Genomic DNA, 25,169 nt, shown 5'->3' on the forward strand with positions numbered 1-25,169 from the left:
ATGATATAATTATACCTCTTGTTTTAAATTTTTAAAAAACAATTTAGAAATTGGAATAAACATTAAACCGCATAACATAATAATTAAAAATGCCTTTTGTAAACCAAACGCGTGCGATAAATAACCGATTAAAGGTGGCCCAATAAACATCCCCACAATAGAGTAAGTGCCAACTATTGAAATAGCCATTCCTGGAGAATATTTTTGAGATTTACCTGCCAACATATAAGTCATAGGGAAAATAGGAGAAACACCTATACCAACCAAACAAAAACCTATTAATGCTGTCCAGAATTGAGGTAACAACACCGCAGATAATATACCTGTGGCTATTAAAATACTACTGAATATGTACATTTTTGACATTCCCAATCTATCCAATAATCTATCTATAAAAAATCTAGAGATCGCCATACAAATCATAAACAATAAATACCCATAAGTAAAGACATCTTCTTTAACGACTTCTTTAAAATAAATTCCGCTCCAATCAAACATACCGCCTTCACATATGGAAGCAAAAAATATAAGCATACCTAAGTATAAAATAAAGGTGTCTGGCTTCCCAAAAATTAGTTTGTTTCCTGTAACAGACTTATCGTTAGTAAGTAAATTCTGATAAATTGCTATAGAGCCTAAAATGGTTATTACTGCTATTATTGAAAAATGTGTTCCCATAGAAACCTCAGCTTTTACCATTAGAGTAGAAAACAATACACCAAAAACACCACCGATGCTCCATAAACCATGAAATGAGCCAATTATCTTTTTATGATATGTCTTTTGAAGTGTTATAGACTGAGCATTCATAGCTACATTTAACACACGCATAAAAATTGAAAATGAAGCTAATAATACCATTAATAAAAGCGTCGTGTTTACATAAGATATGCCTATTAACGATAAGGCAAAAAAGATAAATGCAATTACCAACGGATCTCGACTATCAAATTTAGAAACTAACCAACCTGAAGCAACGGTTCCTATTAAAGCGCTAATGGGCATAACTAATAATATGGTACCTAATTGCGCGTCATTAAGCCCAAAATTATCTTTTATAGTAGGAATTCTCGATGCCCAAGTAGCAAAACACAATCCGGACAAAAAGAAATAGGTGCTTAAGGCAACGCGCTGTAGTTTGTTAGTTTCCATGAATACATTTAAGCTGTAAAAATAATACTATTTTATTCCTTAAAAGACACAAAAAAACTGGCTAATTAGCCAGTTTTTAAATTCTAAAATTTTGTTTTTACTTTTTATAACTAGCGTTTAAAGCATCTGATATCGTCTGTGTTAAATCGCTTGCTTCATTTCCGTACATCACCGTGGCTGCCGCATCACTTGTTCCCAGAATGTAGTCGTAGCCATTAGTTTTTCCGTAGTCTTTTACAAAATCTTTCACATGTACAATCACCGAATCAATTTCTGTTTGAAAAGATTGATTTAATTGCTGTTGTTCCATTTGCATTTGTTGTTGCAACTGTTGTTGTTTTTGTTGTAAACCTAACATCAACTCTTCAGCCTTCTTTCTATTACTTCTCGCCAATCTTTGCGCTTCGGCTTGTCCTTTTTGTGCTTCAGCTTGAAATGCCTGGCTTATACTATCGGCTCTTTTTCCAAAAGCTTCTTGCTTAACTTGAAAATTAGCTTCAACATCTTTTTTCTCTTGGAAATCGTTAATTACTGTTCCGTTATCTATAAAACCAATTTTATTTGGTTTTTGACAAGACGCTAAAACCAACATTGCTAAAGCGACATAAACTACGTTTTTCATTTTTTTATATTTAATAATTAATCTTTGGTATTCAAAATATATAATCCGCACAAATGTAATAAAGTATGGTAAATACAAAACTTAATTTTGACTGAATTTAACTTATAACTAACATTTATTAAGTATTTTTTTAAAATAAGAATTATCTATTAAAAATAAACTCAAATAAAGCGTTCTAAAGCGCTTTTAGAAATCTAGCTAGTATTTATACGTTTTAGTTAAAGAAAAAAGACTAGGCTTTCTAAGAATTGATTTTAGCTGTTTTTGATGACATAAATTAATGAAGAAGCTTCTTTGCTACTTAATGCTGTAAAATTAGACAGCAATCCTACCCATATTCCCTTAATAGGATTCATAGCTCCAGATTTATATTTTTCTGAAAGCATGCTCACATAAAATGAATCAAACCACATGGGTTTAACTTTTACAACCTTAAATTTAAAACTGGAAATTAATTTTGAAACAGAATCTTTATTAAAATGCCAAAGGTGTCGAGGCACATCGTAAGCAGCCCAAAATTCTTTATAAAATTTGGCGTCATAACTTTTATAATTTGGAACCGCAATAATTAAAGTGCCGTTTGGTTTTAAAAGTTTTTTAAAAACTGCCATATGATCTTCTAAGTTTGGTAAATGCTCTAGCACATGCCAAAGTGTAATCACATCAAAACTGGAAGCTTGAAATTTTAAAAGTTGCTCGATTTCAAAAACAGCATTGTTTGTTTTTTTATTGGCAATTTCTCGAGCTTGTACATTAGGTTCTATTCCTGAGACTTGCCATTTGTTTTTTAATGCCGTTTGCAAAAAATCTCCTGTTCCGCATCCAACGTCTAATAGTGTTTTGCTTTCAGATGAAAAAGAATTAATTAAGTTCAATTTCTTTTTAAGGGATAAACTTCTAACCAAATGATATACTTTTTCGAATAGATTTCTTTTGGAATCTGTATGCGAAATATAGTCTTGACTTTTATAATATTCAGATAATTTATCAGAAGATGGTTGTGGTTTGGTTTCAAGAAATCCGTATTCTGAATTCTCAACTAATTCGAATTCCTCTCCTGAAACGGAGTGATCTTTTACTATTAAATGAATATGATTTATGTGTTGTTTTGTCACAAATTTTAAATAGAGGTTAGCTTTTAAAAAAGATATTTACACTAGATTTAAGGTGAAAAAAAATGTGTTCCACGTGGAACGTTTCAAAATTATCTTCCCATATAAACCAATAAAACAGAAATATCGTTAGGAGAAACACCACTAATTCTTGATGCTTGAGAAACAGTTGTAGGTTGTATTTTTTTCAATTTCTCACGCGCTTCATAACTCATCGATTTTATTTGAGAGTAATCAAAGTTAGCTGGAATTTTTACATACTCCAATCTTGATAATTTATCTGCATTATTTTTTTCTTTGGCGATATAACCAGAATATTTTACTTGAATTTCGGTCTGCTCTATTACTTCTCTGTCTAGATTATTTTCTTGAATATAGGCTTCAACACTTTGAACCTTTCTAACATCATCCATTTCAATATTAGGTCTAGAAAACACTTTAAAAAGTTTTCCCGATTGATTAACTGGTGCCGAATTTTTAGATTCTAAAATCGGATTAATCTCTTCTGGTTTTACACTTTGAGTTTCAAAAAAACTTACGAATCTTTCAGCCGCTTCGTGTTTTTCTTCCATGCGCTTCAAACGCTTTTCTGAGGCTAAACCTAACTCATAACCTTTAGGAGTTAGTCTTAAATCTGCATTATCCTGACGAAGCAAAGTTCTGTACTCTGCTCTAGATGTAAACATTCGATAAGGCTCTTCTGTACCTTTCGTAATTAAATCGTCTATTAATACTCCAATATAAGCTTCGTCTCTTTTTAAGGTAAACGCTTCTTTTTCCTGAACTTTTAAACTCGCATTTATTCCAGCCATTAAACCTTGCGACGCGGCTTCTTCGTAACCAGTGGTTCCATTAATCTGACCTGCAAAATACAAGCCCTCTACAAGTTTAGTTTCAAGAGTATGTTTTAATTGAGTAGGTGGAAAATAATCATATTCAATAGCATAACCTGGTCTGAAAAACTTCACATTCTCAAAACCAACTACCGAACGTAAAGCTTTAAACTGAACATCTTCTGGCAACGAAGTTGAAAAACCATTTACATAAACTTCGCATGTATTCCAACCTTCTGGTTCGATAAATAATTGATGTCTATCCTTATCAGCAAAACGATTTATTTTGTCTTCTATAGAAGGACAATATCGAGGACCTAAACTTTTTATCCTACCATTAAACATAGGTGATCTATCAAAACCTTCACGTAATAAATCATGCACTTGTTCACTTGTGTAAGTCATATAACAAGACCGCTGATTTACTAATGGTTTTGTAATATCTAAATAGGAAAATTTCTCAGGATTTTCATCCCCAGGTTGTTCCGTCATTTTTGTAAAATCGAGAGATCTGCCATCAACACGAGGAGGTGTTCCCGTTTTCATTCTTCCCGATTCAAAACCTAATTCAACTAACTGCTCTGTAATTCCAGTTGCTGCTTTTTCCCCAGCTCGTCCTCCACCAAAATTTTTATCACCTATATGAATTAATCCGTTTAAAAAAGTACCGTTAGTTAGTACAACAGATTTTCCTTTTATTTCAACTCCTAAAGATGTTTTAACACCAACCACTTTATGATTCTCAACCAACAACCCCGAAACCATTTCTTGATAGAAATCAAGATTAGGCGTACCTTCTAATAGTAACCTCCAATCTTCAGCAAAACGCATTCTGTCACTCTGAACTCTCGGACTCCACATAGCGGGTCCTTTAGATTTGTTTAGCATTTTAAATTGAATTGCTGAAGTATCAGAAACAATTCCACTGTAACCACCAAGAGCATCAATTTCACGCACAATTTGCCCTTTAGCAATGCCACCCATAGCAGGATTACAAGACATTTGTGCAATGTTTTGTAAATTCATGGTAACTAGCAACGTTTTGCTTCCCATATTTGCAGCAGCAGCAGCAGCTTCACTTCCTGCGTGTCCTGCGCCAACAACTATAACATCATAAAGCTCGTTAAACATAATTCTATAATTCAATTTACATGTTCCACGTGGAACATGTCGCTAATTTAAGTTTGCAAATATACGTTGAAATCTTTAATTATTAATACGTTGCGCCAAGTAGAAGTTTTCTTTGTTACGCATGGTTTTAGCCTCTTCAGCTGTTTTGTCTTTGTAGCCACAATAATGCAATATACCATGAATGATAACCCGGTGTAGCTCATCAATAAATTCAACACCGAAATCTATAGCGTTTTCCTTCACCCGTTCAACAGAAATAAACACATCTCCCTGTATTATTTTTCCTATAGAATAATCAAAACTAATAATATCTGTTAACGTATCATGCTTAAGAAATTCTACATTCAATTTGTGAAGATAGTCATCATCACAAAACACATAATTGACTTCTTCTAATTTAAATCCTTCAGCAGAAATTGTTTCTATTACCCATTTGGTAACTTCCTCTTCTGATTCCAAAATAAAATCAGTCTCGTAATTGAAATTAATCATTAGCGTTTTTAAAATACTCTTGAACTTTCTTTTTATAAACTTGCTGCAAAGGTAAAGCTTGACGATTTAAAATTTCAGTAGTTTGAAAATATTGTTTGGCTTTGGGGATCTGATTGGTAGAAGAACCGTCAAATTGCTTTCTATTTGTTTCTGATTCGCGTTTATTATCTTCTCCTTGTTGAAAGGTTGCATTTTCTAATTTTAATAACTGATGTTTCAATTCCATCATTTTTTGAAGCACTTGATTTGTAAAACCATTATTTAGTAAATCCAATTCAATATCCTCCATTTTACGAACTAGCGCATCCCCATTACCACCTAAACCTTCTTTTTCTATTTTATCCTGTAAAGCCTGTCGCAATTGCTGTTGTTGTTGATAAATTTGAAACAATAGCTCATTTTCTTCTTCACTATTGCCTTCGCCTTCGCCTCCTGATTGTTTTCCATTCTCACCTTTCTCTTTTCCTTTTTCCTTTCCGTCTTTACCAGATTTTCCATCTTTGCCTTTTTCATCTTCCTTTTCCCCTTCTCCCTCTTTTTTACCTTCACCTTCATTAGGCTTTCCCTTCTTGCCTTTTTTCATACCCTCTTCCATCATTTTATTAAGTTCTTCTTGACTCATAATAATGTCCGGTAATTGCATATCCCCATCACCTCCTTTACCAGCCGACATACTCATACTTTCCTGCATGCTATCAAGCATATTACTTAAAAAATCTGCCAAATTATTTGCTGCAGTAACCGTAAATTGTTGATTAGATATACCTTGATACAATTGGCTTTCGGCTAACAAACTCAATGCCTTATCCATGTTATAATACACTTCCGTAATTTCCTTATTAACGTGTTCTGAAAGTTTTGGTTGACGTAAAGACAATGCAAATAAACTATCATCGATGTGTTGAAAATGCTCCCGTAAATTACTCTGCTTTTTTAGGTAACCAGCATACTTATTATGATTAATCTCTATGCTTTTAAAACGCTCCATTAATGCTTCCTGATCAAAAGAAAATAGCACTAAATTGTCAAGTATTTGACGCAGCATATCCATATCTTCTTGTATCTGCTCTCCTCCACTAGCTTGCATCATGCTTTGCATTTGCTGACTCATTTGCTTCATCTTTTGAGCTGCCTTCTTCTGACTCTTTTGGGCATTCTTTGTATTCTGATTTTCTTGAGTATTTTCAGGTTTTTGGTTTTCTTCAGAGTTTTGTTCCTCCTCTTTCTTCTGTAATTCTTCCGAAGCTTTTTGCTGTTCCTTTTTTACTTCATTTTCATCCAACTTATCTCTAGGGATATCTATTGGCTTTTTTAAACTTTCACTTTCTTGCTCTAATTCTTCTAATTGCTTTACAAGGTCTTCAAATTGTTTATTTAAATCATCTTGTTTTTCTTTGGTGTTTTCTTCCTCATTCTCACGCGACAGTTTTTCTTGTTCGTCTGCTAACTTATCTAAATCGTCTCCTAGTTTTTCTAATTTCTTTTCAACGTAAAAGCGCTTCGTAAGTTCTAATAACTGTTCTAAACTTCGCTTCTTATTTTTATTCTGTTTTGCTAAATCGTCGAGTTTTTTTACCAACTCTTCATTATTTATTTTTTCTTGTAACTTCTTAATCTCATCCAAAAGTTTTTCATCCTTCTTTAATTGCTCCTCATTATCTTTTAAACGCTCTTTTAAATCTTCTTTAAACTGATCTTGCTCTGGATTTTCTTTTTGAAACTCCTCCAAATTATCCTTCAATTTTCTATTGAAGTTTTTCATCATTTCATCTTGCTGTTGTTGGCGCTTAAAAAATGATTCTAGCTTCTTTTTATCATTGAAATTTAAACTGGTTTTCTCTTTCTGAGTCTTGGTAAGTTCTTGCAATTGTTTGTCTTGTTCATCAAACTTTTTCAAAGACTTATTTAAATCTTTAATTGTTTCGCTTTGCTCTTCTAACTTTTTCTCGGCTTCTTCACTTTCAGTACGCTTTCTATAACTAAAAACGCTACTATTGGTGCTTTTGTAGTTGTTAACTCTATCATTATCAATAATTTGAAAAAATAATTCATATGAAACCCCAGCTTTTATATCTAATTGATTTGGAAATGCACTAATAAAATCTGCTATATTAGAATTTGATAATGGAATGCCTTCATACTTCTTTTCCTTTGGCTTATCAGAAGGATAATAAACCATTTGCAACTTGCTAAACCCATAATCGTCGCTTACTTGTCCGTAAAAATATAGCGTTTGTAAATCCAAACTATCGCGCTTTACTTTTAGATCAATTTCTGGATATTCATCTTTAATAACATCAATGCTAAAAGATAAATTTTCGTAATCTTTAAGATTTTTATTGCTTGTACTTAAGGTGTAATCAAAATTAGAAAATAGTTGCTTTGTTGCTTCAAAAGTATTTCGATTTTCTGATTTAAAGCCCACAGTATCTTTGGCATAAAGAAACACTTGATCTGTTGATTTAGTTTGAAGTTGCCACCTCACAAAAGTGCCTTCAGGAACAATGGCATTTCCTGTGCTCTTTAAAACCTCATTTTTCTTTTTTGTATAACTAGGGTAATCTAAAACCATGTTGAAGCTTAGTAAAGAAGGGGTTTCAACAACATTTATTGTGTAAGGTTTAGATATGACTTCGTTTGCCAACAACTGAAAGGTTATGGCTTCTTTAGGCTGCGTAAACACATATTCAAACTCACCAGCGCTTTCTTGTTGTAAAAAATAAGTTTCATTATTATAGCTTATTTGAGCACTTTCAGGGATTATTTCGCCTGCTGTTTTCACAATAAGTTTAAAATCTTTATTCTCAATGGCATCTAAATTTTCATTCACCACAAAAAACTGAAATGGAGCCGGTGGTTCGTAAGCTGTTTTGTAATGAACAACACGTTTATAACTATCACTAAACCAATTAAAATTTCCTGTAGCAAAGGTTAGAAGCAATATAATTACCGGAATTGCAGCGTATTTTAAGTACCCTAAATTCTTTTTAAAATTAATAGCGAGTTTAAAAGGGACAGGTTTTAACTCTAAAGACTTCTGCTCTATACTGGCTAAAAGTAATTCGGATTCTGATGGTGTTTGATGTAATTGAAGTACATTTAATAATTTATCGTTCACTTCAGGAAAATGTTGCCCAATTATTTTTGAAGCCGCATGATAATCTATTCCTTTTTGAAGCTTAAATAACTTTGCTAACGGAATGAAAATAAACTTTACAAGCAAGCCAAATTCTACTCCAATAAATAGCCAAAACAGTACCGTTCTAGAGGTTGTCTTTAGCCATAAAACATGCTCAATAAATACGGTAAATAGAAAATATAGCAAACCAATAGCGAAAAATAAAATAGCGCCTTTAAGCAACTCATTAGAGTAATAGCGCCTAATAAATGCTTCTAATTTGGTTTGTATGTGCTCGAAATTACTCAACTTGCCTTATTTAACTTACTAAACTACAATTTTATTTTGTACTTCAATTTACTAACTTTACTAAAACTTCGTTAATACGTCGTTTATCAATAAAATCTAAATGAAAGATTTAAAATACTTAGCCGCTTTTACGATTCCTTTGGTTACTTTTTTTGCTATACATTTCCAAGGGGTGTTTTCATATCTAACGCCTTTTTACGGTTTTATTATAATTCCTATTTTAGAACTGGTATTTCCTATAGACAACAAAAATTTGGGTCCGGAAGAAGTGGAATCCCGAAAAAACAAAATACTATTTGATTGGTTGCTATACCTTAATCTACCTATTGTGTTTGGCTTGTTAATTTTTGCATTAGTGACTGTAACAACGAACTCTTTTGAGAGTTATGAATTTGTTGGATTAATAATTTCAATGGGTATTGTTTTAGGTGTAAACGGAATTAATGTAGCGCACGAACTTGGGCACAGACAAACCACAAACGAGCGTTTTTTAGGCAAAGCCTTATTGTTACCTGCGTTGTACATGCATTTTTATATTGAGCACAATTACGGGCATCATTTACATGCTGCGACTAAAGAAGACCCCGCAACTGCCAGGTATAACCAAAGCGTGTATTCGTATTGGGTAACCTCAATTTTTAGGCAGTACATAAGTGCTTGGAAAATCCAGAAAAAACTTCTCGTAAATAATAACTTAAGTGTCTTGTCTTTTAAAAATGATATGTTATGGTATCTTATTCTTCAGTTATTATATCTTGGTATAATTGCCTTTGCTTTTGGCCTTACAGGGTTCCTTTTTGCATTGTTTTCCGGTATCGTTGGGTTTGTATTGCTTGAAACTGTTAATTATATAGAACATTACGGGTTACTTAGAGCTAAAACTAAATCGGGCAGATACGAGCGTGTAAAAGCCATTCATTCGTGGAATTCAAACCATATAATTGGAAGAATCATTCTGTATGAATTAACCCGCCATAGCGATCATCATTATAAATCTTCTAAAAAGTATCAGATTTTAGAATGCCACGAAGAAAGTCCACAAATGCCTTACGGCTATCCAACCTCGATGGTTTTGTCTTTAGTGCCGCCTTTATGGTTTAAAATCATGAACAAACGTATACCTGAAGGAATGAATTTCTAAAAATTATTAAATCTTCTGGGTTAGAACTTCCCTCTTCTTTCTTAATATTTATCTTTGCAGTCATAATTAACAAAACATGACTAAAAATGTTCGTGTGCGATTTGCACCAAGCCCAACTGGACCACTACATATTGGTGGCGTAAGAACTGCATTGTTCAACTATTTATTTGCTAAAAAAAATAACGGCACTTTTGTGTTAAGGGTTGAAGATACCGACCAAAATCGCTATGTTGAAGGTGCAGAACAATATATAATTGACAGTTTAAATTGGTGCAACATTCCGTTTGATGAAGGCCCAGGAAAGAACGAAAAATTTGGACCCTACAGACAAAGTGAACGCAAACATTTATACAAACAATACGCCGATGAATTGATTGCTTCTGGAAATGCGTATTATGCTTTTGATACTGCCGAAACCCTCGATTTTCATAGAAAAGACCACGAAGCAAAAGGCAAAACCTTTATTTACAATTGGCATAACCGATTAAAATTATCGAATTCTCTTTCGCTTAGCGCGGAAGAAACTCAGACTAAACTAGATGCGGGTGAAGACTATGTGATTCGATTTAAAAGTCCGCAAGACGAAACATTACACCTTACAGATATTATTCGTGGTGACATTAAAATTGATACCAACATTCTAGATGATAAAGTATTGTTTAAAAGTGATGGCATGCCAACGTATCATCTGGCAAATATTGTAGACGACCATTTAATGGAAATCACTCACGTTATTCGTGGTGAAGAATGGTTGCCATCATTAGCATTACATTATCAGTTGTATAAAGCATTTGGATGGGAAACACCTGAATTTGCGCATTTGCCATTAATTTTAAAACCAACAGGAAAAGGTAAATTAAGCAAGCGAGATGGCGATAAATTAGGCTTTCCTGTATTTCCTTTAAAATGGACAGATCCAAAATCAGGCGATATTTCTAGAGGCTATAAAGAAGATGGTTATTTCCCTGAAGCTATGGTTAATTTCTTAGCTTTTTTAGGTTGGAATCCTGGAACCGAACAAGAAATTTTTGATTTAGATGCACTGATAAATGCTTTTGAATTAGAGCGTGTAAACAAATCTGGTGCACGATTTGATCCTGATAAAATCAAATGGTTTAACCATCATTATATGCAAGAGCAATCGAATGATGTTTTAGCCGAATCTTTTAAATCTCAACACAGTGAACTTGCGGAAATTGATGTCAACTACATAGCAATGGCTATTGGTTTAGTAAAAGAACGTGCTACATTTATAAGCGATTATTGGGATTTAACCCATTACTTTTTTGTTGCACCATCTGAATACGACGAGAAAGCTTCGAAAAAAGCGTTTAAGGAGGATACAAAACCATTAATGACTCAACTTATTGAAATGATTGATGGAATTGACGATTTTAGCGTTGTTAACCTTCAAACTAAAATAAAAGGCTGGATAACTTCAAACGACATTGGTTTTGGAAAAGTTATGATGCCTCTTCGTTTAGCATTGGTGGGAGCTCTACAAGGTCCTGATGTGTTTGATATCATGTTTATGATCGGTAAAAATGAAAGTATCAAACGCATTGAAAAGGTGATTAACAAACTGTAATTTTAGGCTCCAAAAAGCGTATTAAATACAAATACTTACCATTTTTCATTCTAAATTACACAGCAAAATCATGAAAAATGTTTTGTTGTTTCATCTGTTAATCGTAATATTGCAATAAACAAATTAAAGAAATCATGGGATTAGCTAAAACAGAAATGTTTACCGACCTACAAAACGAAATTGCTCTATTTGCAAAGGTGTTTGGGCATCCTGCCCGAGTGTCCATTTTACAGCACTTATTTAAAATTAATACTTGTGTCTGTGGAGATTTGGTGGAGGAGATTGGACTAGCACAACCAACTATTTCTCAACATCTCAAAGAACTTAAACACTTGGGTTTAATAAAGGGTAATGTTGAAGGCACAAGCGTTTGCTACTGCATAAATCAAGATAATTGGAAGGCTATGAAAAAAGTTATGACCGAATTTCTGAATCAAGACCTGACTCAAAAACAAGACTGCTGCTAAAAAAATTTTAACATATTAATCGCATAATCGCAATAAACATATAACATTATGAAACTTTCACAAGTAAAATTAATTTTAGAAGAACTGAATAACATTGCTTTTAAATTACCTAACGGAGACTTAGTTCCTAAGCATTTTCACGTTACCGAAGTTGGTAAAATCACTAAACACTTTATTGATTGTGGTGGTACAATTAGAAACGAGGAGGTTGTGAACTTTCAACTTTGGAATGCCAATGATTACGACCATAGATTGCATCCTGAAAAACTATTAAATATTATAAAACTTTCTGAAAACCAACTTAATATTGGTGATTTAGAGGTTGAAGTTGAATATCAAGGAGAAACAATTGGAAAATTTGGACTTGATTTTGATGGGAAAGATTTCCTATTAACCTCAAAACAAACAGATTGTTTAGCTAAAGATAACTGTGGTATTCCTACTGAAAAAGTAAAAGTGAGAATGTCTGATTTGAATGATGAACCATGTTGCACACCAGACGGAAACTGCTGTTAAATTATACTTTAAACAAATAAATAACTCCAACTTAATCAACCATGTATTCGGAAATTGAAAAATTAATCCAAACGTTACAACCTGAAACCATTTCAGAATCGCGTAAAACCATATTACAACCTTTAATAGATTTTGTTCAACAGAAAGCAAACAACAATCAAGAGATAAGAATCAACTTTATTTGTACACACAATTCAAGAAGAAGTCACTTGTCTCAAGTATGGGCGCAAACAATGGCCAATTATTTTAATATTAAACAAGTGTTTTGTTATTCTGGCGGAACAGAAGCCACAGCGCTTTTTCCTATGGCTGCAGAAACCCTAAAAAAATCAGGGTTTCTGATTAAAACCATCTCTGAAGGTAGCAACCCGGTTTACAGTATAAAATATTCTGAAAATGCGCATCCAATTATTGGGTTTTCAAAAAAATTAGATGACGATTTTAATCCTAAATCTGAATTTGCAGCAATTATGACTTGTGATTCTGCCAATGAGGCCTGCCCTTTTGTTCCTGGAGCTGAAAAACGTATACCAATTACTTTTGAAGACCCTAAAGCATTTGATAACACACCGCTTCAAGCAGAAAAATACAATGAGCGTAGTCTTCAAATAGCTACGGAATTATTTTATGTTTTTTCTCAAATTAAATCCTAACAAATGGCAACAAAAAAATTAAGTTTTTTAGACAGAAATTTAACCTTATGGATTTTTGTAGCCATGGCCATTGGTGTTGCATTGGGTTACTTTATACCAACGTTTCCTAACATTATCAATTCATTTAACAGCGGAACCACCAATATTCCTATTGCTATCGGGTTAATTTTAATGATGTATCCGCCCTTAGCAAAAGTTAATTATGCGCTTTTGCCTAAAGTGTTTCGCAATGTTAAAATCTTGTCCATTTCTCTAATATTAAACTGGATAATTGGCCCCGTTTTAATGTTTTTATTAGCCATTACCTTTTTACGTGATTATCCAGAATATATGGTTGGACTCATTTTAATTGGTCTTGCCCGATGTATTGCCATGGTTTTAGTTTGGAATGATTTGGCCGAAGGTAGCAGTGAATATGGCGCAGGACTCGTTGCGCTAAACAGCATTTTTCAAGTTTTTGCTTATAGCTTTTATGCATGGATTTTTATTACTGTTCTGCCTCCATATTTCGGATTTGAAGGCGCAATAGTAGATATTTCCATTGCAACCATAGCAGAAAGTGTTGCTATTTATTTAGGTATTCCGTTCCTTTTAGGGATTTTAAGTCGCGTTATACTCGTGAGATTAAAAGGCGAAGAATGGTATAGCAAAAAATTCATTCCAACTATTTCTCCATTAACCTTAATCGCTTTATTATTTACTATTGTAGTGATGTTTTCACTTAAAGGCGAGTTAATTGTAGAAATCCCTATGGATGTATTAATTATAGCAGTACCGCTACTCATTTATTTTACTCTAATGTTTATTATTGGGTTCTTTTTTACCAAAGCTTCTGGCGCCACCTATGATAAAACCGCTTCTGTAGCATTTACTGCAGCTGGAAACAACTTTGAGTTGGCTATAGCTGTTGCTATTGCAGTTTTCGGATTAAATTCAGGACAAGCTTTTGCGGGTGTTATAGGACCATTAGTGGAAGTCCCAGCATTAATTTTATTAGTAAAAGTCTCGTTTTGGCTACGGAAAAAATATTTTCGCAAACCAGAATTAACCAGTTAGAAAAAAGCTGTAGCGCCTAATACCAACATGGTCTGGTTTCCTTTAAAACGAGCATCGCCACCGGTGGTGTCTAAATTTTCACTCTCTAGTTTGCTCAAAATATTAGTAAACCCATAGATATATTGTGCTTTCAACTTAAAATTGCTAACACCTAATGAGGCACCAATAGCGCCATTAAAATTAAACTGAGAAATATTGGTAATATCTTGAGCGGTTAAATTACTGTAATTGTTTATGTAATACCCTTCTTGGTTTCTATCTTTAAATTCTAGCTTTCCGTTGTATTGCAACATGGGACCAACATCAATAGTAAAATAATGCGGTATCACTTTTACATGCAACAACATAGCAACCTGTGCTGCAAACATTTTATATTCAATAAATTCTTCTTCAGAACTAATTAAAGCAGGTCTGCCTGAAATTTCAATTGTGCTTTCAGAAAGTTGCATGCCAAAACTTACGTTATACCACCTTACAGGAATATCTACGGTGGCGCTTATTCCACCTACGAATCCGTTCGCCTCTTTCGTTTTAAAATTATCAGTAACAATATTAAATTTAGTAAGGCCACCGGTTATTCCAAATCCATTGGTAATTGGGTATTTTCCCTTTTGGGAATAACTTTTTGTAACAAAACATATAGCTAAAGCTACTAATAAGAAAAGTTTATTAATTTTCATTCTGTTTCAGGGTTAAATGCCCAAATATAGCGTAAATTAGTAAACCTATTTGTTAACCATTAAATTATTAGTCATGAACTTCGTTTTACTTCCATTCATTATCTTGGGCTTAGTTATATTAATTTCGTCCTTTTTTATAGTTAAACAACAAACCGCAGCCATAATAGAACGCTTTGGTAGGTTTCAAAGTATCCGTCAATCTGGATTACAATTAAAAATTCCATTAGTAGATAAAGTGGCAGGCAAACTAAGTTTAAAAATTCAGCAATTAGATGTAATAATAGAAACCAAAACGCTTGATGATGTGTTTGTACGCTTAAAAGTTTCGGTACAGTATAAGGTTATAAAATTGAAGGTTTACGATGCCTTTTATAAACTAGACTATCCGCACGAACAAATTACAAGTTATGTATTTGATGTAGTTCGAGCTGAAGTACCTAAAATGAAACTTGATGATGTATTTGTGAAAAAAGATGACATTGCATTAGCTGTAAAAGCCGAATTAAATGATGCGATGTTAGATTACGGTTTTGATATCATTAAAACCTTAGTTACGGATATTGATCCAGATTCTCAGGTGAAACAGGCCATGAACCGAATTAATGCTTCTGAACGTGAAAAAATAGCAGCACAATTTGAAGGAGATGCGGCCCGTATTTTAATAGTTGAAAAAGCAAAAGCTGAAGCGGAAAGTAAGCGTTTACAAGGACAAGGTATTGCAGACCAACGTCGTGAAATTGCACGTGGATTAGAAGAGTCGGTAGAGGTTTTAAACCGTGTTGGTATTAATAGTCAAGAAGCCTCTGCATTAATTGTTGTAACACAACATTATGATACCTTACAATCTCTAGGTGAAGAGACCAATAGCAACCTTATTTTACTTCCTAACGCACCACAAGCAGGAAGCAATATGCTAAACGACATGGTAGCGAGTTTTGCCGCAAGTAACCAAATTGGTGAAGCCATGAAAGCTGCTAAGAAAAAGAAAGAGTAATTAAATTAAAACATAGGCACACCCAAACCTTCAATTGTAAAATTTGAAGGTTTTTTATTTTCTGTTTTTACCATAACTCTGAATTAACTCTTTTAAAGTTTCTCTGTAATCTTCAAGAGATTTCATATCCATCGAACTATTTTCGTTGCCGTGTGGTAATGTACTTCTAGTTTCATCAAGATATTTTAGAAGTTCAGGATAGTCCTGTTCGATTTCTAGAGTTAAGGCAGAAATTTCACTAAGCACGTTTGTTTTTAGCTTTTCCATAATCCTTAAATTACTAATTTTTAAACAAAAACTATCTTAAAGAATTACTAAAATTATTTAAACGGATGGCGTTCCTCCCAGGTTTGTATTGGGTTCATATACTTCACGATACCCTTTAAAAGTGTATTGGCTATAAAGTTATTGGTGTGATTTAAATACACATGCATGGTGTGTGGTTTGGCTCCTATAGAGCTTTTTATTTCCATGGCTGTTCTTGCAAAAACTATGGTTTTAAATCCGTTATCAATTCCAAAAGAAGCCATATTAAAAAGCATGTTTAAGTACATTTGATATTGGTGCTGAAGCGCTTTATTATAACCTAAAAAATAGGTTTCTAAGATTTCATTATTTAAAATCAGCGTGTAAAAACCTACCAATTGATCTTTTGAAAAAACTCCAAAAACTCTAAATTTATCTTTTAAATGCGTTTTTAATTCATAAAAATGATTTGCATTTAACTTGAACGAATTAACCCGAGCATTATCTGATACGTTTTCATATAAATCAAAAATGATATCCTCATGTGCTTTCAGAAAGGATTCATCTAACTCTTTAAAAGTAAGATTCGTGGCTTTTTTTCTAGCGGTTTGGTAACGCCGTTTGTACTTTTTGTTGAAGGCAGAAATATAATCTTCCGTACTTCTCCATGACTTAGGAATATTTAAAATCATATTGGGTTGTACTTGAATCTTATAAAGATTATTGGTTTCAAAGAAGTCTAAACTTTCATGAATGCTGTCAGTCTCAAAATAATCTTTAAACACAATGATGCGTACTTTTTTATTGAATTTCAGTTTAATTTCTTCAATCAAAGCATTCAGTGCTTTTTCTATTTGGTATAAATAATCGGATTGTGAAATGGCATGGTCAATAAAGTAAATTCCGTGCTGCCCAGTATGCATCAAATTCCCAACTACCAAAGCGTTTCCTTTAACTATTTTAGAAATCATTTGTTTAGCAAACTGCTTTAAACCATTGGTATTACTTTTTCTAAAAATATCATCAGCATACATTTGCACACGCTGAATGATAGCAATACCAACTAATTTCTGGTTATTAAAAACACCTACGTAATATGCCGTTATATTTGTTGGAAAAGACTTTTCTAGTCCTTCTAAAAAACTAGATTTTAAAAAAATATCGTTAGTAGGTAGCTTATCCCAAGATTCGGGAAGTTGGCTAACACTATTATATATTTTGAATTGTATCAATAGAAAAATAAAAGACCGAAAATTAAACATCTTCAGTCTTTAAATATGTTAAAACATTACAAAAAGATTATCTCCATGCGCAAATAATCCCTCCCATAAGGCCTAAAGTTACAATCCAATAACCAGCGTTTATAAAAATATATTTTGCGCTTTTACGCTCAAACAACGCATTAGTGCCAAGAATTGGTAAGGCAATAAATACGCCTGTTAATACACCATGAAAAACCCCATGTTTAAAGGTCCTGAAAGCATCCCCATAATCGGCCATAATAGCTTCATAAGATGGTAATGCAACCGATGGGTCTCCTCCAATTAAACTAAACACACCCATTTGATGAATTACAATTCCAGGAAGCGCTGTTGATAATAAAAACGCAAATACGAGTGCTAATCCGAAGATTTTAAGCATATTACCACCTTTTACATCTTCTTCTGTCATGCCTGCGGATTTCATCCAAGCATTGCCAAAAACTTTTGGGTTGTACCAAATAAAACCGACAAATAATGCCGAAACTGCTGCAACAAGCATTGCAACGGGATTTAATAATTCCATAATTATATTAGTTAGTTGTTAGAACTTAAATGTACAAAAAAATTCATAACAGTATAAAACTAGTCTATTTATTCAATTTCAAATAATTGAAAATAAACCAGTTAGTGAACCAACTCATCTTTAATTAATTATGAAATAGCTTGAGCCTCTTCAACCAATAACATGTTTTTATCCTCTAGAGCTTTTTCAATAAAAGCCTCTATAGCTTCATTTTTTTCTAAACCATTTTCTAACAACACACCAAGCGTAATCATGGTAATGATTCGAGTTCCAGATTTTTTAAGCGCAGTGTTAAATAATGGCTCAACATCTTCATAAGTTACATTTTTTGCCAGTTCCTTAATTTCTGCTTTTACCTTTGCTTGCTTGTCTTCAGGCAATCTGTCGTACTTTTTACCATACGATTTAATCTGCTCAATGGCGGGTCGGTTATTTTGATGTGGTTGCTTTTGTTGGTTTTGATTTGAGTTTTGTTTGGGTTTAACCTTGGCCCAAGTATCACGTAAACCAACTGTTTTATTAAATACTAACTTTTCTGCAGATGAGTCATGGTCAACATTAAAATAACCTACACGTTGAAACTGAAATCTATCACCAATTTTAGCATCTTTTAAACTAGGTTCAACATAAGCTTCTACAATTTTTAAAGAATTAGGGTTTAAAAACTCCATAAAATCTTTGTCTTGATAACTGTCTGGTGCTTCATCTAGAAATAAACGATCATACTCTCTCACTTCAGCCTTAATAGCATGTGCTATAGATACCCAATGCAACGTACCTTTTACTTTTTTAGAAGTATCTTCAGAGTAGGTGCAATGAATTTCTGTGATGTTGCCTTCAGCATCTTTTACAACACTTTCGGCTTTTATGATGTACGCATTTTTTAGTCGGACTTCACCTCCAAGTTTCAATCTAAAATATTTATTCCCTGCTTCTTCTTTAAAATCTTCTTTTTCAATATAAAGCTCTCGTGAAAAAGGTACTTTCCTAAAGCCAGCACTTTCATCTTCTTGATTATTTTCAGCATCCATCCATTCCACTTTACCTTCAGGATAATTGGTTATAACCACCTTCACAGGATCTAATACCGCCATAACACGTGGCGCTGTTTTGTTTAAATCTTCGCGAATACAGAACTCTAATAGTGATACATCAATAACATTATCTCGTTTAGCAACACCTACGGTTTCAACAAATTTTCTTAGTGAATACGGTGTATACCCTCTTCGGCGCAAGCCAGAAATTGTTGGCATTCTGGGGTCGTCCCAACCTTTTACAATACCATCTTCTACTAGTTTAAGTAACTTACGCTTACTCATAATGGTATAGCTTAAGTTTAAACGTGCAAATTCTCGCTGTTTTGGTCTTAGTTTACTTGAGTCTACTATTTGGTCTAGAAACCAATCGTAAAGCTCTCTATGAGGCTTAAACTCAAGTGAACATAAAGAATGTGAAACTTGTTCTATATAATCACTTTCACCATGAGTCCAATCATACATGGGGTAAATACACCATTTATCATCGGTTCTGTGATGATGTTTCTTTAAAATACGATACATTATAGGGTCGCGCATCAACATATTAGTGTGCTGCATGTCTATTTTTGCTCGTAAAATATGCTCGCCTTCGTCAAATTCACCGGCTTTCATTCTTTCGAATAAATCTAGGTTTTCCTCAATGCTTCTATTTCTAAAAGGGCCATCGACACCAGGTTGTGTTGGGGTTCCTTTTTGTTCTGCCATTGCTTCGCTAGATTGTGAGTCTACATAGGCCTTTCCTTCCTTTATTAAGTAAACTGCCCAATCATATAACTGTTGAAAATAATCAGATGAATACAGTTCCTTATCCCATTTATATCCTAACCAAGCTACATCTTCCTTGATGGCATCAACATATTCTTGTTCTTCTTTAGCAGGATTGGTATCGTCAAATCGAAGATTTACAGGCGCATTATAGCTTTCGCCCAAACCAAAACTTATACCAATAGCTTTGGTATGCCCAATATGCAAATACCCATTAGGCTCTGGTGGAAAACGAAATCGTAAATCGTTTTTATCCATGCCATTTGCCAAATCTTCTTCTATAATTTGCTCTATAAAATTGAGCGATTTTCTTTCTTCAGACATAAAAAATAAAACTGTTAGGAATTAGCTCAACAAAAACCAACCCATTACACAAAAATATTGTGCAAAATTAGGTAATTTTGATGACTTAAATTGTTTGACAATGGGAATTATTAAAGTTGAAAACATTCGCGTATTCGCTTATCATGGTTGTTTAAAAGAGGAAACCAAAATAGGCAGCGACTATCGTGTAGATTTGGAAGTTAAAGCCGATTTACAAACTTCTGCTGTTACAGATAAACTCAATGATACTGTGGATTACGTGTTTCTGAATAGAATCATAAAAGAAGAAATGAATATAGCCTCGCATCTTCTTGAAACCGTTGCTAAACGTATATTAAATAGAATTTTTAAAGAAGATAAACTTGTAAAAAAAGCCACGGTTTGGGTTAGTAAATTAAATCCGCCAATAGGAGGGGATGTTGAAAAGGTGACCATTAAAATGACCGATAAGCGTAAAAAGTGATTTTAACTATTGAAACATCGCAATTTTTTTTACATTTGCAGCAGATTTTTGCCAGCAGGTGAGAATGCATAATTCAGGAGGTTTTTAAATAACATTCTGAAAAATAAAAGATAATGGCGTCGTGGCCGAGTGGCTAGGCAGAGGTCTGCAAAACCTTGTACAGCGGTTCGAATCCGCTCGACGCCTCTAAAACCTTCAACTTCTGTTGAGGGTTTTTTTATTTTATTTATTGATCACTGAAAATACTTTGAAATAAAAAGGCTTATTCAGGAAGCGCTTCTTTAATTGGATTAATTTTTTCTAACTTCTCCTTATTTTTCTCGTATGTCTCAGGAAAAACACCTTGAATTAATAACAAAACACCAAAACCAAGTATAACTAAAGCAATTACCTTCTTGGTTTTAAAAATTAGACGAGGGGTTAGTTTAGCTTTCAACCTTTTCGCAATGACTATTTTAAACAAATCTGAAACAAAATAGGCCACTAACATAGAGGATATAAAAACAATATCACCATGTTTCGATGTTGTTAAGGAATCGCCAATTACAATAAAACCCAACCAACCAAGCAACACGCCTATATTTATAAAATTGAGTAAAAATCCTTTAATAAAAAGTTTTCCGTAATCTTTTTGGATCTCAACTTTATGGTATTCTTTAACGATTGAACGGAAAGATTTTGATGTTTTCATAAATGAAATAATACCGTAAACTATAAGTAAGGCACCGCCAAATATCAGGAAACTAGGGTCATTTCCTATTTTACCTCTTAACGTATTTGTACTGTAAAAGGCAATTACTATGAAAATGATATCTGCAAGAATAACACCTAAATCGAATATTAAAGCGCTTCTAAACCCTTTGGTTGCGCTCGTTTCTAAAAGCACAAAAAATACAGGGCCAATTGTAAAAGCCAATATTATTCCAAATGGAATTGCTGTTAAAATATCATCAATCATAAAAACGTGAAGCTTTACACAAAGTAAAGAAATATTTTAGAACAATAAGTTTAGTCATAGCAAGAATATAAGCAATATCCTAACAAAAAAAGAGTGTGGATTTTCTCCACACTCTTTTCCTATTTTAAGTTAGTCAATTAATATCTCATTATTTTTTTACTAGTTTTAAAGTACTTGTTCCGGTATCCGTTTGAATTTGAGCAAAATACAAGCCTGAATTTAAGCGAGAACCATCAATTTTAGTTTCAATTGAATTCGGAGCCATAGAGAAAATACTATTTCCTAATACATCAAAAACTTTGATAGAAATTATTTGGCCGTTATCTGATTTAATTGTCCAACTGTTTTGTGTTGGGTTTGGATAAGAACTAAAAGTATTATATCTATTGTCTTTAGTGCTTAACGAAGTGAAAACATCAAAAGTAATATCGTCAAACAAAAATATATCATCGGATGTATTAGTACTTGTCGAGCCTGTTATATCAAAAAATAAGACAACTCTGTTCCATGTTCTACTATTATAAGCGCTAAAATCAAAAAATAGGGTTTGCCAGTTTCCAACGTCGGTATAGTTGGCATCAATTTCTTGTCCTGCTCCATCAACCTCGACTTTAAGTTTAACCGGAACAGCTCTAGGGCCTCTTACTTTTAATGAAAACCCTTTATTATTAGCTGAGAAATCTAAATAATCTAAACTACCAAAGGTAAATTGTGCATTGGAATACAACATGGCATTAATTCCTTCTAATTGAGCTGAAGTTGCACTTGGATTGGTTCCTCCTGTTTCTGGATTTGCAATTTCAGAGAAAGTAGCATTGTCTGCACCAATAAAACCAGATACAGTTTCAAAATCTTTATTCCAAGACGTTATGTAGTTAGGTAAAATTGGATCAGCAATCTTATTGGCTGTAAATTCAATATTATCGACATAAGTCACACTATCACTGTTTCTATCCGAATCACCACAGGTGAAATCTGAAAATATAACAATCTGGTCTATGTTGCTTGATGGTGCATACGAAGATATATCCCATGTTAACAATTCCCATTGGTTTATTAATGTATTGGTTTGTGCAGTCAATTCAAATATTGTCGGGAATCCAAAACCATCATATTCACCAACAAACTTAATACCTATTCTGCCAATTGTAGATTTGTGAACCATCATACTTAATGTTGTTGTTGAGGCATCTAAGGCCCATACACCAACAGTTCCGTGCTGAGTTTCTGCACCTGCATAACATGCGTTACCAGTTAATACATTAAGCTTGAGAACCTTTGTAGTTGCGTTGTTATTAACGCCATTAGGGTTTGGGTTGGTAACTACTTCAATTGCTGGAGTATCACCTTCAAAAACATTCCAATAAGTTATATCACTGCCATTGGTAGCTTCTTCAAACGTAAATGCATAATTTGTGCCTGTTTGAGAAAACCCAAATGCGACACAAAATAGCGAATAAATTAGTATCATTTTTTTCATAATCATTGTTTTAAAAAATTTATTATTTAGGCTAAAATGATTTGGTTTTTTAAATGAAAAGCCACATTAACAAACGCTAATGTGGCTTTATTTAGATTTAAGTAATAAATTATATGCCGTTAGTTCTTTACAAGTTTAATACTGCTTGTACCAGAATCTGAACTAACTTTTGCGAAATAAATTCCAGATTTTAAATTAGATGCATCTATAATTGTTTTATTCGTATTAGGAACTATTGATAATACATTCTTTCCTAATGCATCAAAAACTTGAATAGAATTAATAATAACATTGTTAGATTCAACAGTCCAGCTATCAATTGTTGGATTTGGGTACGTATTATATTGCACAGTGTTAAAATCTGTAGTACTTAAAGAAACACCTTCAACTACAACACTGCCATTAGCTACTTCGTTTGCAGGATTAGCATTGATACCAAAAACTCTAAAACCATATTGAATTATTAACCCAGGAGCTAATTCTGCCCCAGTAACTGTAACAGAAAATGTTCCAGAAGCTGGTAGTGGTATTACATAAGCTCCATTTAATGCATCACTGAATGAAGCATTAGGGTCGAGTGCTTTAATGAAATATTCAGCTGTCCAATTTCCTCCAATAGAATTAGAGACAACATTTGCAGTAAATGTTAAGTCTTGTCCATTAAAACCGGCACCAGGCTCAACAAAAGTTGAAGCTTCCATTATTTTGTTACCTAATGGTCCAGCAGTTACTCCTCCATCACTGGAGTTTGTCCAATAATCTCTATCTCCATTAGAGCCACCTAAAGAATTCGCATAACCGTTATAATTTGGTTGAAGTGTAATATTACTTGCGCCAACAACTGTCTGTAAATCAGGAACAGCCCATCCACTTCCAAAGCAGTAACCACCACCACAGTTAGGGGTACCATCTGCAGGATTATCGAACACGTTCATGAAACCATTCCAAGTAGCTGCCACGTCAACAGTAACTGTGTTTTGTGAAAAACCATAAGAGGTAATCAATAAGGTAAATAATAAAGTAATTTTTTTCATCATAAAATAGTTTTGAATTAATATTTAGTTTTTGTTTTTATAAACTTACCTATAAATAATTGCGAAGTCTAATAAAAAGCCCCTACAAAAATCATACATCTGCAAAAAATAGCTAGTTATTTTAACGAATTCACAAAACACCAGTAAACACAATGTTTTGAAGACTTTTAAGGTTTTTGTAAAACCTGCTAAATATTACGGTGTTGTGGTAATGTTGTGGTTAAAAAGATTAGTGTATATATTTTTTACAACGTAATTACATTGTTATAAATCAGAACAACAGCTTTTTAACCTTACTTGCGAGTTTTTTAGGTAAGAACTTTGGGTTTTCGTCTTTATCCCATAAGCCCCAATAAGCACCAACATCGCCTTCAGTATCTACTTTCCATGATTCATCAAAAGAGGAGAAATAGAACATTTCAATATTATCTTCTCTTGACCATTCTTGTGCATTAATAAAATACTTCATGGCATTTTCATGTGAAGGTTTTGCGCCTAATAAACCTAATCCTTGACTAGGCCATCCTGTTTCAGTAATAATTACTTTCTTGCCGTTACCAGCCTTAACAGCTCTGGCAAACATATCTTTCATGTAAATTAACGAATACTCTATGCTACATCCTTCCCAGTATGGATAACAATTGGCTAAAACTACATCACTTGCTTCGGTAATTCTTGGTCGTTTTGCAAACTCGTAGTAGGCATCCACATAACCCATAGGAACATTAGGAATGGCTTTCTTAACTTGATACATGAAACCTAAAAGCTCATCTTCAGTTAAATCACCTCTATACATCACTTCGTTACCAACTGCAGCGATATCAACAAAACCTTTATTTGCAAGGTTTATTAATCCTTCGACTTCTTTTTTATTTATTTCGGCATCACTGCCTAACCAAGCGCCGACTAACGTTTTTATTCCGAATTCTTTGGCTATTATTGGAATTAATTCATTGCCATCGGTACAAGAAAAAGTACGAACCCATTTGGTATAAGGTTTTATAATTTTCATACGTCTTCTTATCTGCTTCTCAGTTAGTTGGTCGCCAGTTTTTTGTCCTTCTTCGTATGCACTAAAACAGATTCCATGCATGCCACCCTTTAAGACTCTGTGAAATGTGTTTTTTAGTCCTTTTTCAGTTTTACTTTCAAGGTGTCCCCCTGTTAAAGACATTATTTTATCTGCTCTGTATGACATCTTTTTTCGTTTTAA

At 33.4% G+C, this 25,169-nt stretch carries 23 protein-coding genes and 1 tRNA gene; 9 read left to right on the forward strand and 15 right to left on the reverse strand.

Annotation, left to right across the window (positions count from 1 at the left end; genetic code table 11):
• Positions 1-9: 9 nt before the first annotated feature.
• The 6 genes from BUA46_RS06970 to BUA46_RS06995 form a co-directional block, all read right to left on the reverse strand.
• Positions 10-1,152: an MFS transporter gene (locus BUA46_RS06970; RefSeq protein ID WP_019387988.1), complete on the reverse strand. Its 1,143-nt coding sequence runs from the start codon at positions 1,150-1,152 to the stop codon at positions 10-12.
• Positions 1,153-1,249: 97 nt separating this feature from the next.
• Positions 1,250-1,774 carry an OmpH/Skp family outer membrane protein gene (locus BUA46_RS06975; RefSeq protein ID WP_019387987.1) on the reverse strand — a complete coding sequence of 175 codons (525 nt, stop codon included), beginning with the start codon at positions 1,772-1,774 and terminating at the stop codon, positions 1,250-1,252.
• Between the two features lie 254 nt (positions 1,775-2,028).
• Complete coding sequence (locus tag BUA46_RS06980) at positions 2,029-2,889, reverse strand: class I SAM-dependent methyltransferase (RefSeq protein WP_019387986.1); 861 nt, start codon at positions 2,887-2,889, stop codon at positions 2,029-2,031.
• Positions 2,890-2,978: 89 nt separating this feature from the next.
• A complete protein-coding gene (mnmG, locus tag BUA46_RS06985; RefSeq protein ID WP_019387985.1) occupies positions 2,979-4,850 on the reverse strand; it encodes a tRNA uridine-5-carboxymethylaminomethyl(34) synthesis enzyme MnmG in 1,872 nt (623 codons plus the stop codon).
• Between the two features lie 75 nt (positions 4,851-4,925).
• Positions 4,926-5,342, reverse strand: a complete 417-nt coding sequence (gene ybeY / locus BUA46_RS06990; protein ID WP_019387984.1) for an rRNA maturation RNase YbeY — start codon at positions 5,340-5,342, stop codon at positions 4,926-4,928.
• Positions 5,335-8,769 (reverse strand): DUF4175 family protein, encoded by a 3,435-nt coding sequence (locus BUA46_RS06995; protein ID WP_019387983.1) that lies wholly within the window; start codon positions 8,767-8,769, stop codon positions 5,335-5,337. The genes ybeY and BUA46_RS06995 overlap by 8 nt, the downstream gene beginning before the upstream one ends.
• 100 nt (positions 8,770-8,869) lie before the next feature.
• On the opposite strand from BUA46_RS06995, the gene BUA46_RS07000 reads away from it, so the two are divergent.
• The 6 genes from BUA46_RS07000 (at position 8,870) to arsB (ending at position 14,190) form a co-directional block, all read left to right on the forward strand.
• Entirely contained in the window at positions 8,870-9,910 is a 1,041-nt protein-coding gene (locus BUA46_RS07000; protein ID WP_019387982.1) for an alkane 1-monooxygenase, read from the forward strand.
• Positions 9,911-9,986: 76 nt separating this feature from the next.
• Positions 9,987-11,498, forward strand: a complete 1,512-nt coding sequence (gltX, locus tag BUA46_RS07005) for a glutamate--tRNA ligase (RefSeq protein ID WP_019387981.1) — start codon at positions 9,987-9,989, stop codon at positions 11,496-11,498.
• Between the two features lie 134 nt (positions 11,499-11,632).
• Positions 11,633-11,965 (forward strand): ArsR/SmtB family transcription factor, encoded by a 333-nt coding sequence (locus BUA46_RS07010; protein ID WP_019387980.1) that lies wholly within the window; start codon positions 11,633-11,635, stop codon positions 11,963-11,965.
• 48 nt (positions 11,966-12,013) lie between these two features.
• Positions 12,014-12,481, forward strand: a complete 468-nt coding sequence (locus tag BUA46_RS07015) for a DUF6428 family protein (protein ID WP_019387979.1) — start codon at positions 12,014-12,016, stop codon at positions 12,479-12,481.
• A 41-nt stretch (positions 12,482-12,522) separates the two neighbouring features.
• Positions 12,523-13,134, forward strand: a complete 612-nt coding sequence (locus BUA46_RS07020) for an arsenate-mycothiol transferase ArsC (RefSeq protein ID WP_019387978.1) — start codon at positions 12,523-12,525, stop codon at positions 13,132-13,134.
• Between the two features lie 3 nt (positions 13,135-13,137).
• Positions 13,138-14,190: an ACR3 family arsenite efflux transporter gene (gene arsB, locus BUA46_RS07025; RefSeq protein ID WP_019387977.1), complete on the forward strand. Its 1,053-nt coding sequence runs from the start codon at positions 13,138-13,140 to the stop codon at positions 14,188-14,190.
• Here arsB and BUA46_RS07030 read toward each other — a convergent pair.
• Positions 14,187-14,870: a hypothetical protein gene (locus tag BUA46_RS07030; RefSeq protein WP_019387976.1), complete on the reverse strand. Its 684-nt coding sequence runs from the start codon at positions 14,868-14,870 to the stop codon at positions 14,187-14,189. The genes arsB and BUA46_RS07030 overlap by 4 nt on opposite strands.
• A 73-nt stretch (positions 14,871-14,943) precedes the next feature.
• Here BUA46_RS07030 and BUA46_RS07035 point away from each other — a divergent pair, with 73 nt between their 5' ends.
• Positions 14,944-15,864, forward strand: coding sequence for an SPFH domain-containing protein (locus BUA46_RS07035; RefSeq protein ID WP_019387975.1), 921 nt, complete (start codon positions 14,944-14,946; stop codon positions 15,862-15,864).
• 54 nt (positions 15,865-15,918) lie between these two features.
• Here the strand turns inward: BUA46_RS07035 and BUA46_RS07040 are convergent, their stop codons facing one another.
• The 4 genes from BUA46_RS07040 to BUA46_RS07055 form a co-directional block, all read right to left on the reverse strand.
• The gene (locus tag BUA46_RS07040) at positions 15,919-16,131 is read right to left on the reverse strand and encodes a hypothetical protein (protein ID WP_019387974.1); all 213 of its coding nucleotides are present in this window, start codon (positions 16,129-16,131) and stop codon (positions 15,919-15,921) included.
• 53 nt (positions 16,132-16,184) lie between these two features.
• Positions 16,185-17,342, reverse strand: a complete 1,158-nt coding sequence (locus BUA46_RS07045; protein ID WP_026010072.1) for a GNAT family N-acetyltransferase — start codon at positions 17,340-17,342, stop codon at positions 16,185-16,187.
• A 67-nt stretch (positions 17,343-17,409) separates the two neighbouring features.
• Positions 17,410-17,895: a DUF1761 domain-containing protein gene (locus BUA46_RS07050; RefSeq protein WP_019387972.1), complete on the reverse strand. Its 486-nt coding sequence runs from the start codon at positions 17,893-17,895 to the stop codon at positions 17,410-17,412.
• A gap of 128 nt (positions 17,896-18,023) precedes the next feature.
• Complete coding sequence (locus BUA46_RS07055; RefSeq protein ID WP_019387971.1) at positions 18,024-20,021, reverse strand: glutamine--tRNA ligase/YqeY domain fusion protein; 1,998 nt, start codon at positions 20,019-20,021, stop codon at positions 18,024-18,026.
• Positions 20,022-20,121: 100 nt separating this feature from the next.
• On the opposite strand from BUA46_RS07055, the gene folB reads away from it, so the two are divergent.
• Both folB and BUA46_RS07065 read left to right on the forward strand, forming a co-directional pair.
• Entirely contained in the window at positions 20,122-20,484 is a 363-nt protein-coding gene (folB, locus tag BUA46_RS07060; protein ID WP_019387970.1) for a dihydroneopterin aldolase, read from the forward strand.
• A gap of 115 nt (positions 20,485-20,599) precedes the next feature.
• Positions 20,600-20,670: transfer RNA gene (locus tag BUA46_RS07065), tRNA-Cys, on the forward strand.
• A gap of 76 nt (positions 20,671-20,746) precedes the next feature.
• Here BUA46_RS07065 and BUA46_RS07070 read toward each other — a convergent pair.
• The 4 genes from BUA46_RS07070 to BUA46_RS07085 all read right to left on the reverse strand — a co-directional run bounded on the left by BUA46_RS07070 (position 20,747) and on the right by BUA46_RS07085 (position 25,154).
• Positions 20,747-21,442: a LysE family translocator gene (locus BUA46_RS07070; protein ID WP_019387969.1), complete on the reverse strand. Its 696-nt coding sequence runs from the start codon at positions 21,440-21,442 to the stop codon at positions 20,747-20,749.
• A gap of 148 nt (positions 21,443-21,590) precedes the next feature.
• Complete coding sequence (locus tag BUA46_RS07075) at positions 21,591-22,922, reverse strand: T9SS type A sorting domain-containing protein (protein WP_162129536.1); 1,332 nt, start codon at positions 22,920-22,922, stop codon at positions 21,591-21,593.
• 119 nt (positions 22,923-23,041) lie between these two features.
• A complete protein-coding gene (locus tag BUA46_RS07080; RefSeq protein WP_081496190.1) occupies positions 23,042-23,959 on the reverse strand; it encodes a T9SS type A sorting domain-containing protein in 918 nt (305 codons plus the stop codon).
• 268 nt (positions 23,960-24,227) lie between these two features.
• Positions 24,228-25,154 (reverse strand): glycoside hydrolase family 17 protein, encoded by a 927-nt coding sequence (locus BUA46_RS07085; protein WP_019387966.1) that lies wholly within the window; start codon positions 25,152-25,154, stop codon positions 24,228-24,230.
• Between the last annotated feature and the right edge of the window lie 15 nt (positions 25,155-25,169).

The sequence above is a fragment of the Algibacter luteus genome, from assembly GCF_900141715.1.
GTDB classification, from domain to species: Bacteria; Bacteroidota; Bacteroidia; order Flavobacteriales; family Flavobacteriaceae; genus Arenitalea; species Arenitalea lutea.

Coding starts and splice junctions, on each gene's coding strand:
- BUA46_RS07070 (WP_019387969.1), bottom strand. CDS start 21,442: ATGATTGATGATATTTTAACAGCAATTCCATTTGGAATAATATTGGCT.
- BUA46_RS07080 (WP_081496190.1), bottom strand. CDS start 23,959: ATGATGAAAAAAATTACTTTATTATTTACCTTATTGATTACCTCTTAT.
- gltX (WP_019387981.1), top strand. CDS start 9,987: ATGACTAAAAATGTTCGTGTGCGATTTGCACCAAGCCCAACTGGACCA.
- BUA46_RS07050 (WP_019387972.1), bottom strand. CDS start 17,895: ATGGAATTATTAAATCCCGTTGCAATGCTTGTTGCAGCAGTTTCGGCA.
- arsB (WP_019387977.1), top strand. CDS start 13,138: ATGGCAACAAAAAAATTAAGTTTTTTAGACAGAAATTTAACCTTATGG.
- BUA46_RS07055 (WP_019387971.1), bottom strand. CDS start 20,021: ATGTCTGAAGAAAGAAAATCGCTCAATTTTATAGAGCAAATTATAGAA.
- BUA46_RS06970 (WP_019387988.1), bottom strand. CDS start 1,152: ATGGAAACTAACAAACTACAGCGCGTTGCCTTAAGCACCTATTTCTTT.
- folB (WP_019387970.1), top strand. CDS start 20,122: ATGGGAATTATTAAAGTTGAAAACATTCGCGTATTCGCTTATCATGGT.
- BUA46_RS07030 (WP_019387976.1), bottom strand. CDS start 14,870: ATGAAAATTAATAAACTTTTCTTATTAGTAGCTTTAGCTATATGTTTT.
- mnmG (WP_019387985.1), bottom strand. CDS start 4,850: ATGTTTAACGAGCTTTATGATGTTATAGTTGTTGGCGCAGGACACGCA.
- BUA46_RS07010 (WP_019387980.1), top strand. CDS start 11,633: ATGGGATTAGCTAAAACAGAAATGTTTACCGACCTACAAAACGAAATT.
- BUA46_RS07020 (WP_019387978.1), top strand. CDS start 12,523: ATGTATTCGGAAATTGAAAAATTAATCCAAACGTTACAACCTGAAACC.
- BUA46_RS07015 (WP_019387979.1), top strand. CDS start 12,014: ATGAAACTTTCACAAGTAAAATTAATTTTAGAAGAACTGAATAACATT.
- BUA46_RS07075 (WP_162129536.1), bottom strand. CDS start 22,922: ATGAAAAAAATGATACTAATTTATTCGCTATTTTGTGTCGCATTTGGG.
- BUA46_RS06975 (WP_019387987.1), bottom strand. CDS start 1,774: ATGAAAAACGTAGTTTATGTCGCTTTAGCAATGTTGGTTTTAGCGTCT.
- BUA46_RS07040 (WP_019387974.1), bottom strand. CDS start 16,131: ATGGAAAAGCTAAAAACAAACGTGCTTAGTGAAATTTCTGCCTTAACT.
- BUA46_RS07000 (WP_019387982.1), top strand. CDS start 8,870: ATGAAAGATTTAAAATACTTAGCCGCTTTTACGATTCCTTTGGTTACT.
- ybeY (WP_019387984.1), bottom strand. CDS start 5,342: ATGATTAATTTCAATTACGAGACTGATTTTATTTTGGAATCAGAAGAG.
- BUA46_RS07035 (WP_019387975.1), top strand. CDS start 14,944: ATGAACTTCGTTTTACTTCCATTCATTATCTTGGGCTTAGTTATATTA.
- BUA46_RS07085 (WP_019387966.1), bottom strand. CDS start 25,154: ATGTCATACAGAGCAGATAAAATAATGTCTTTAACAGGGGGACACCTT.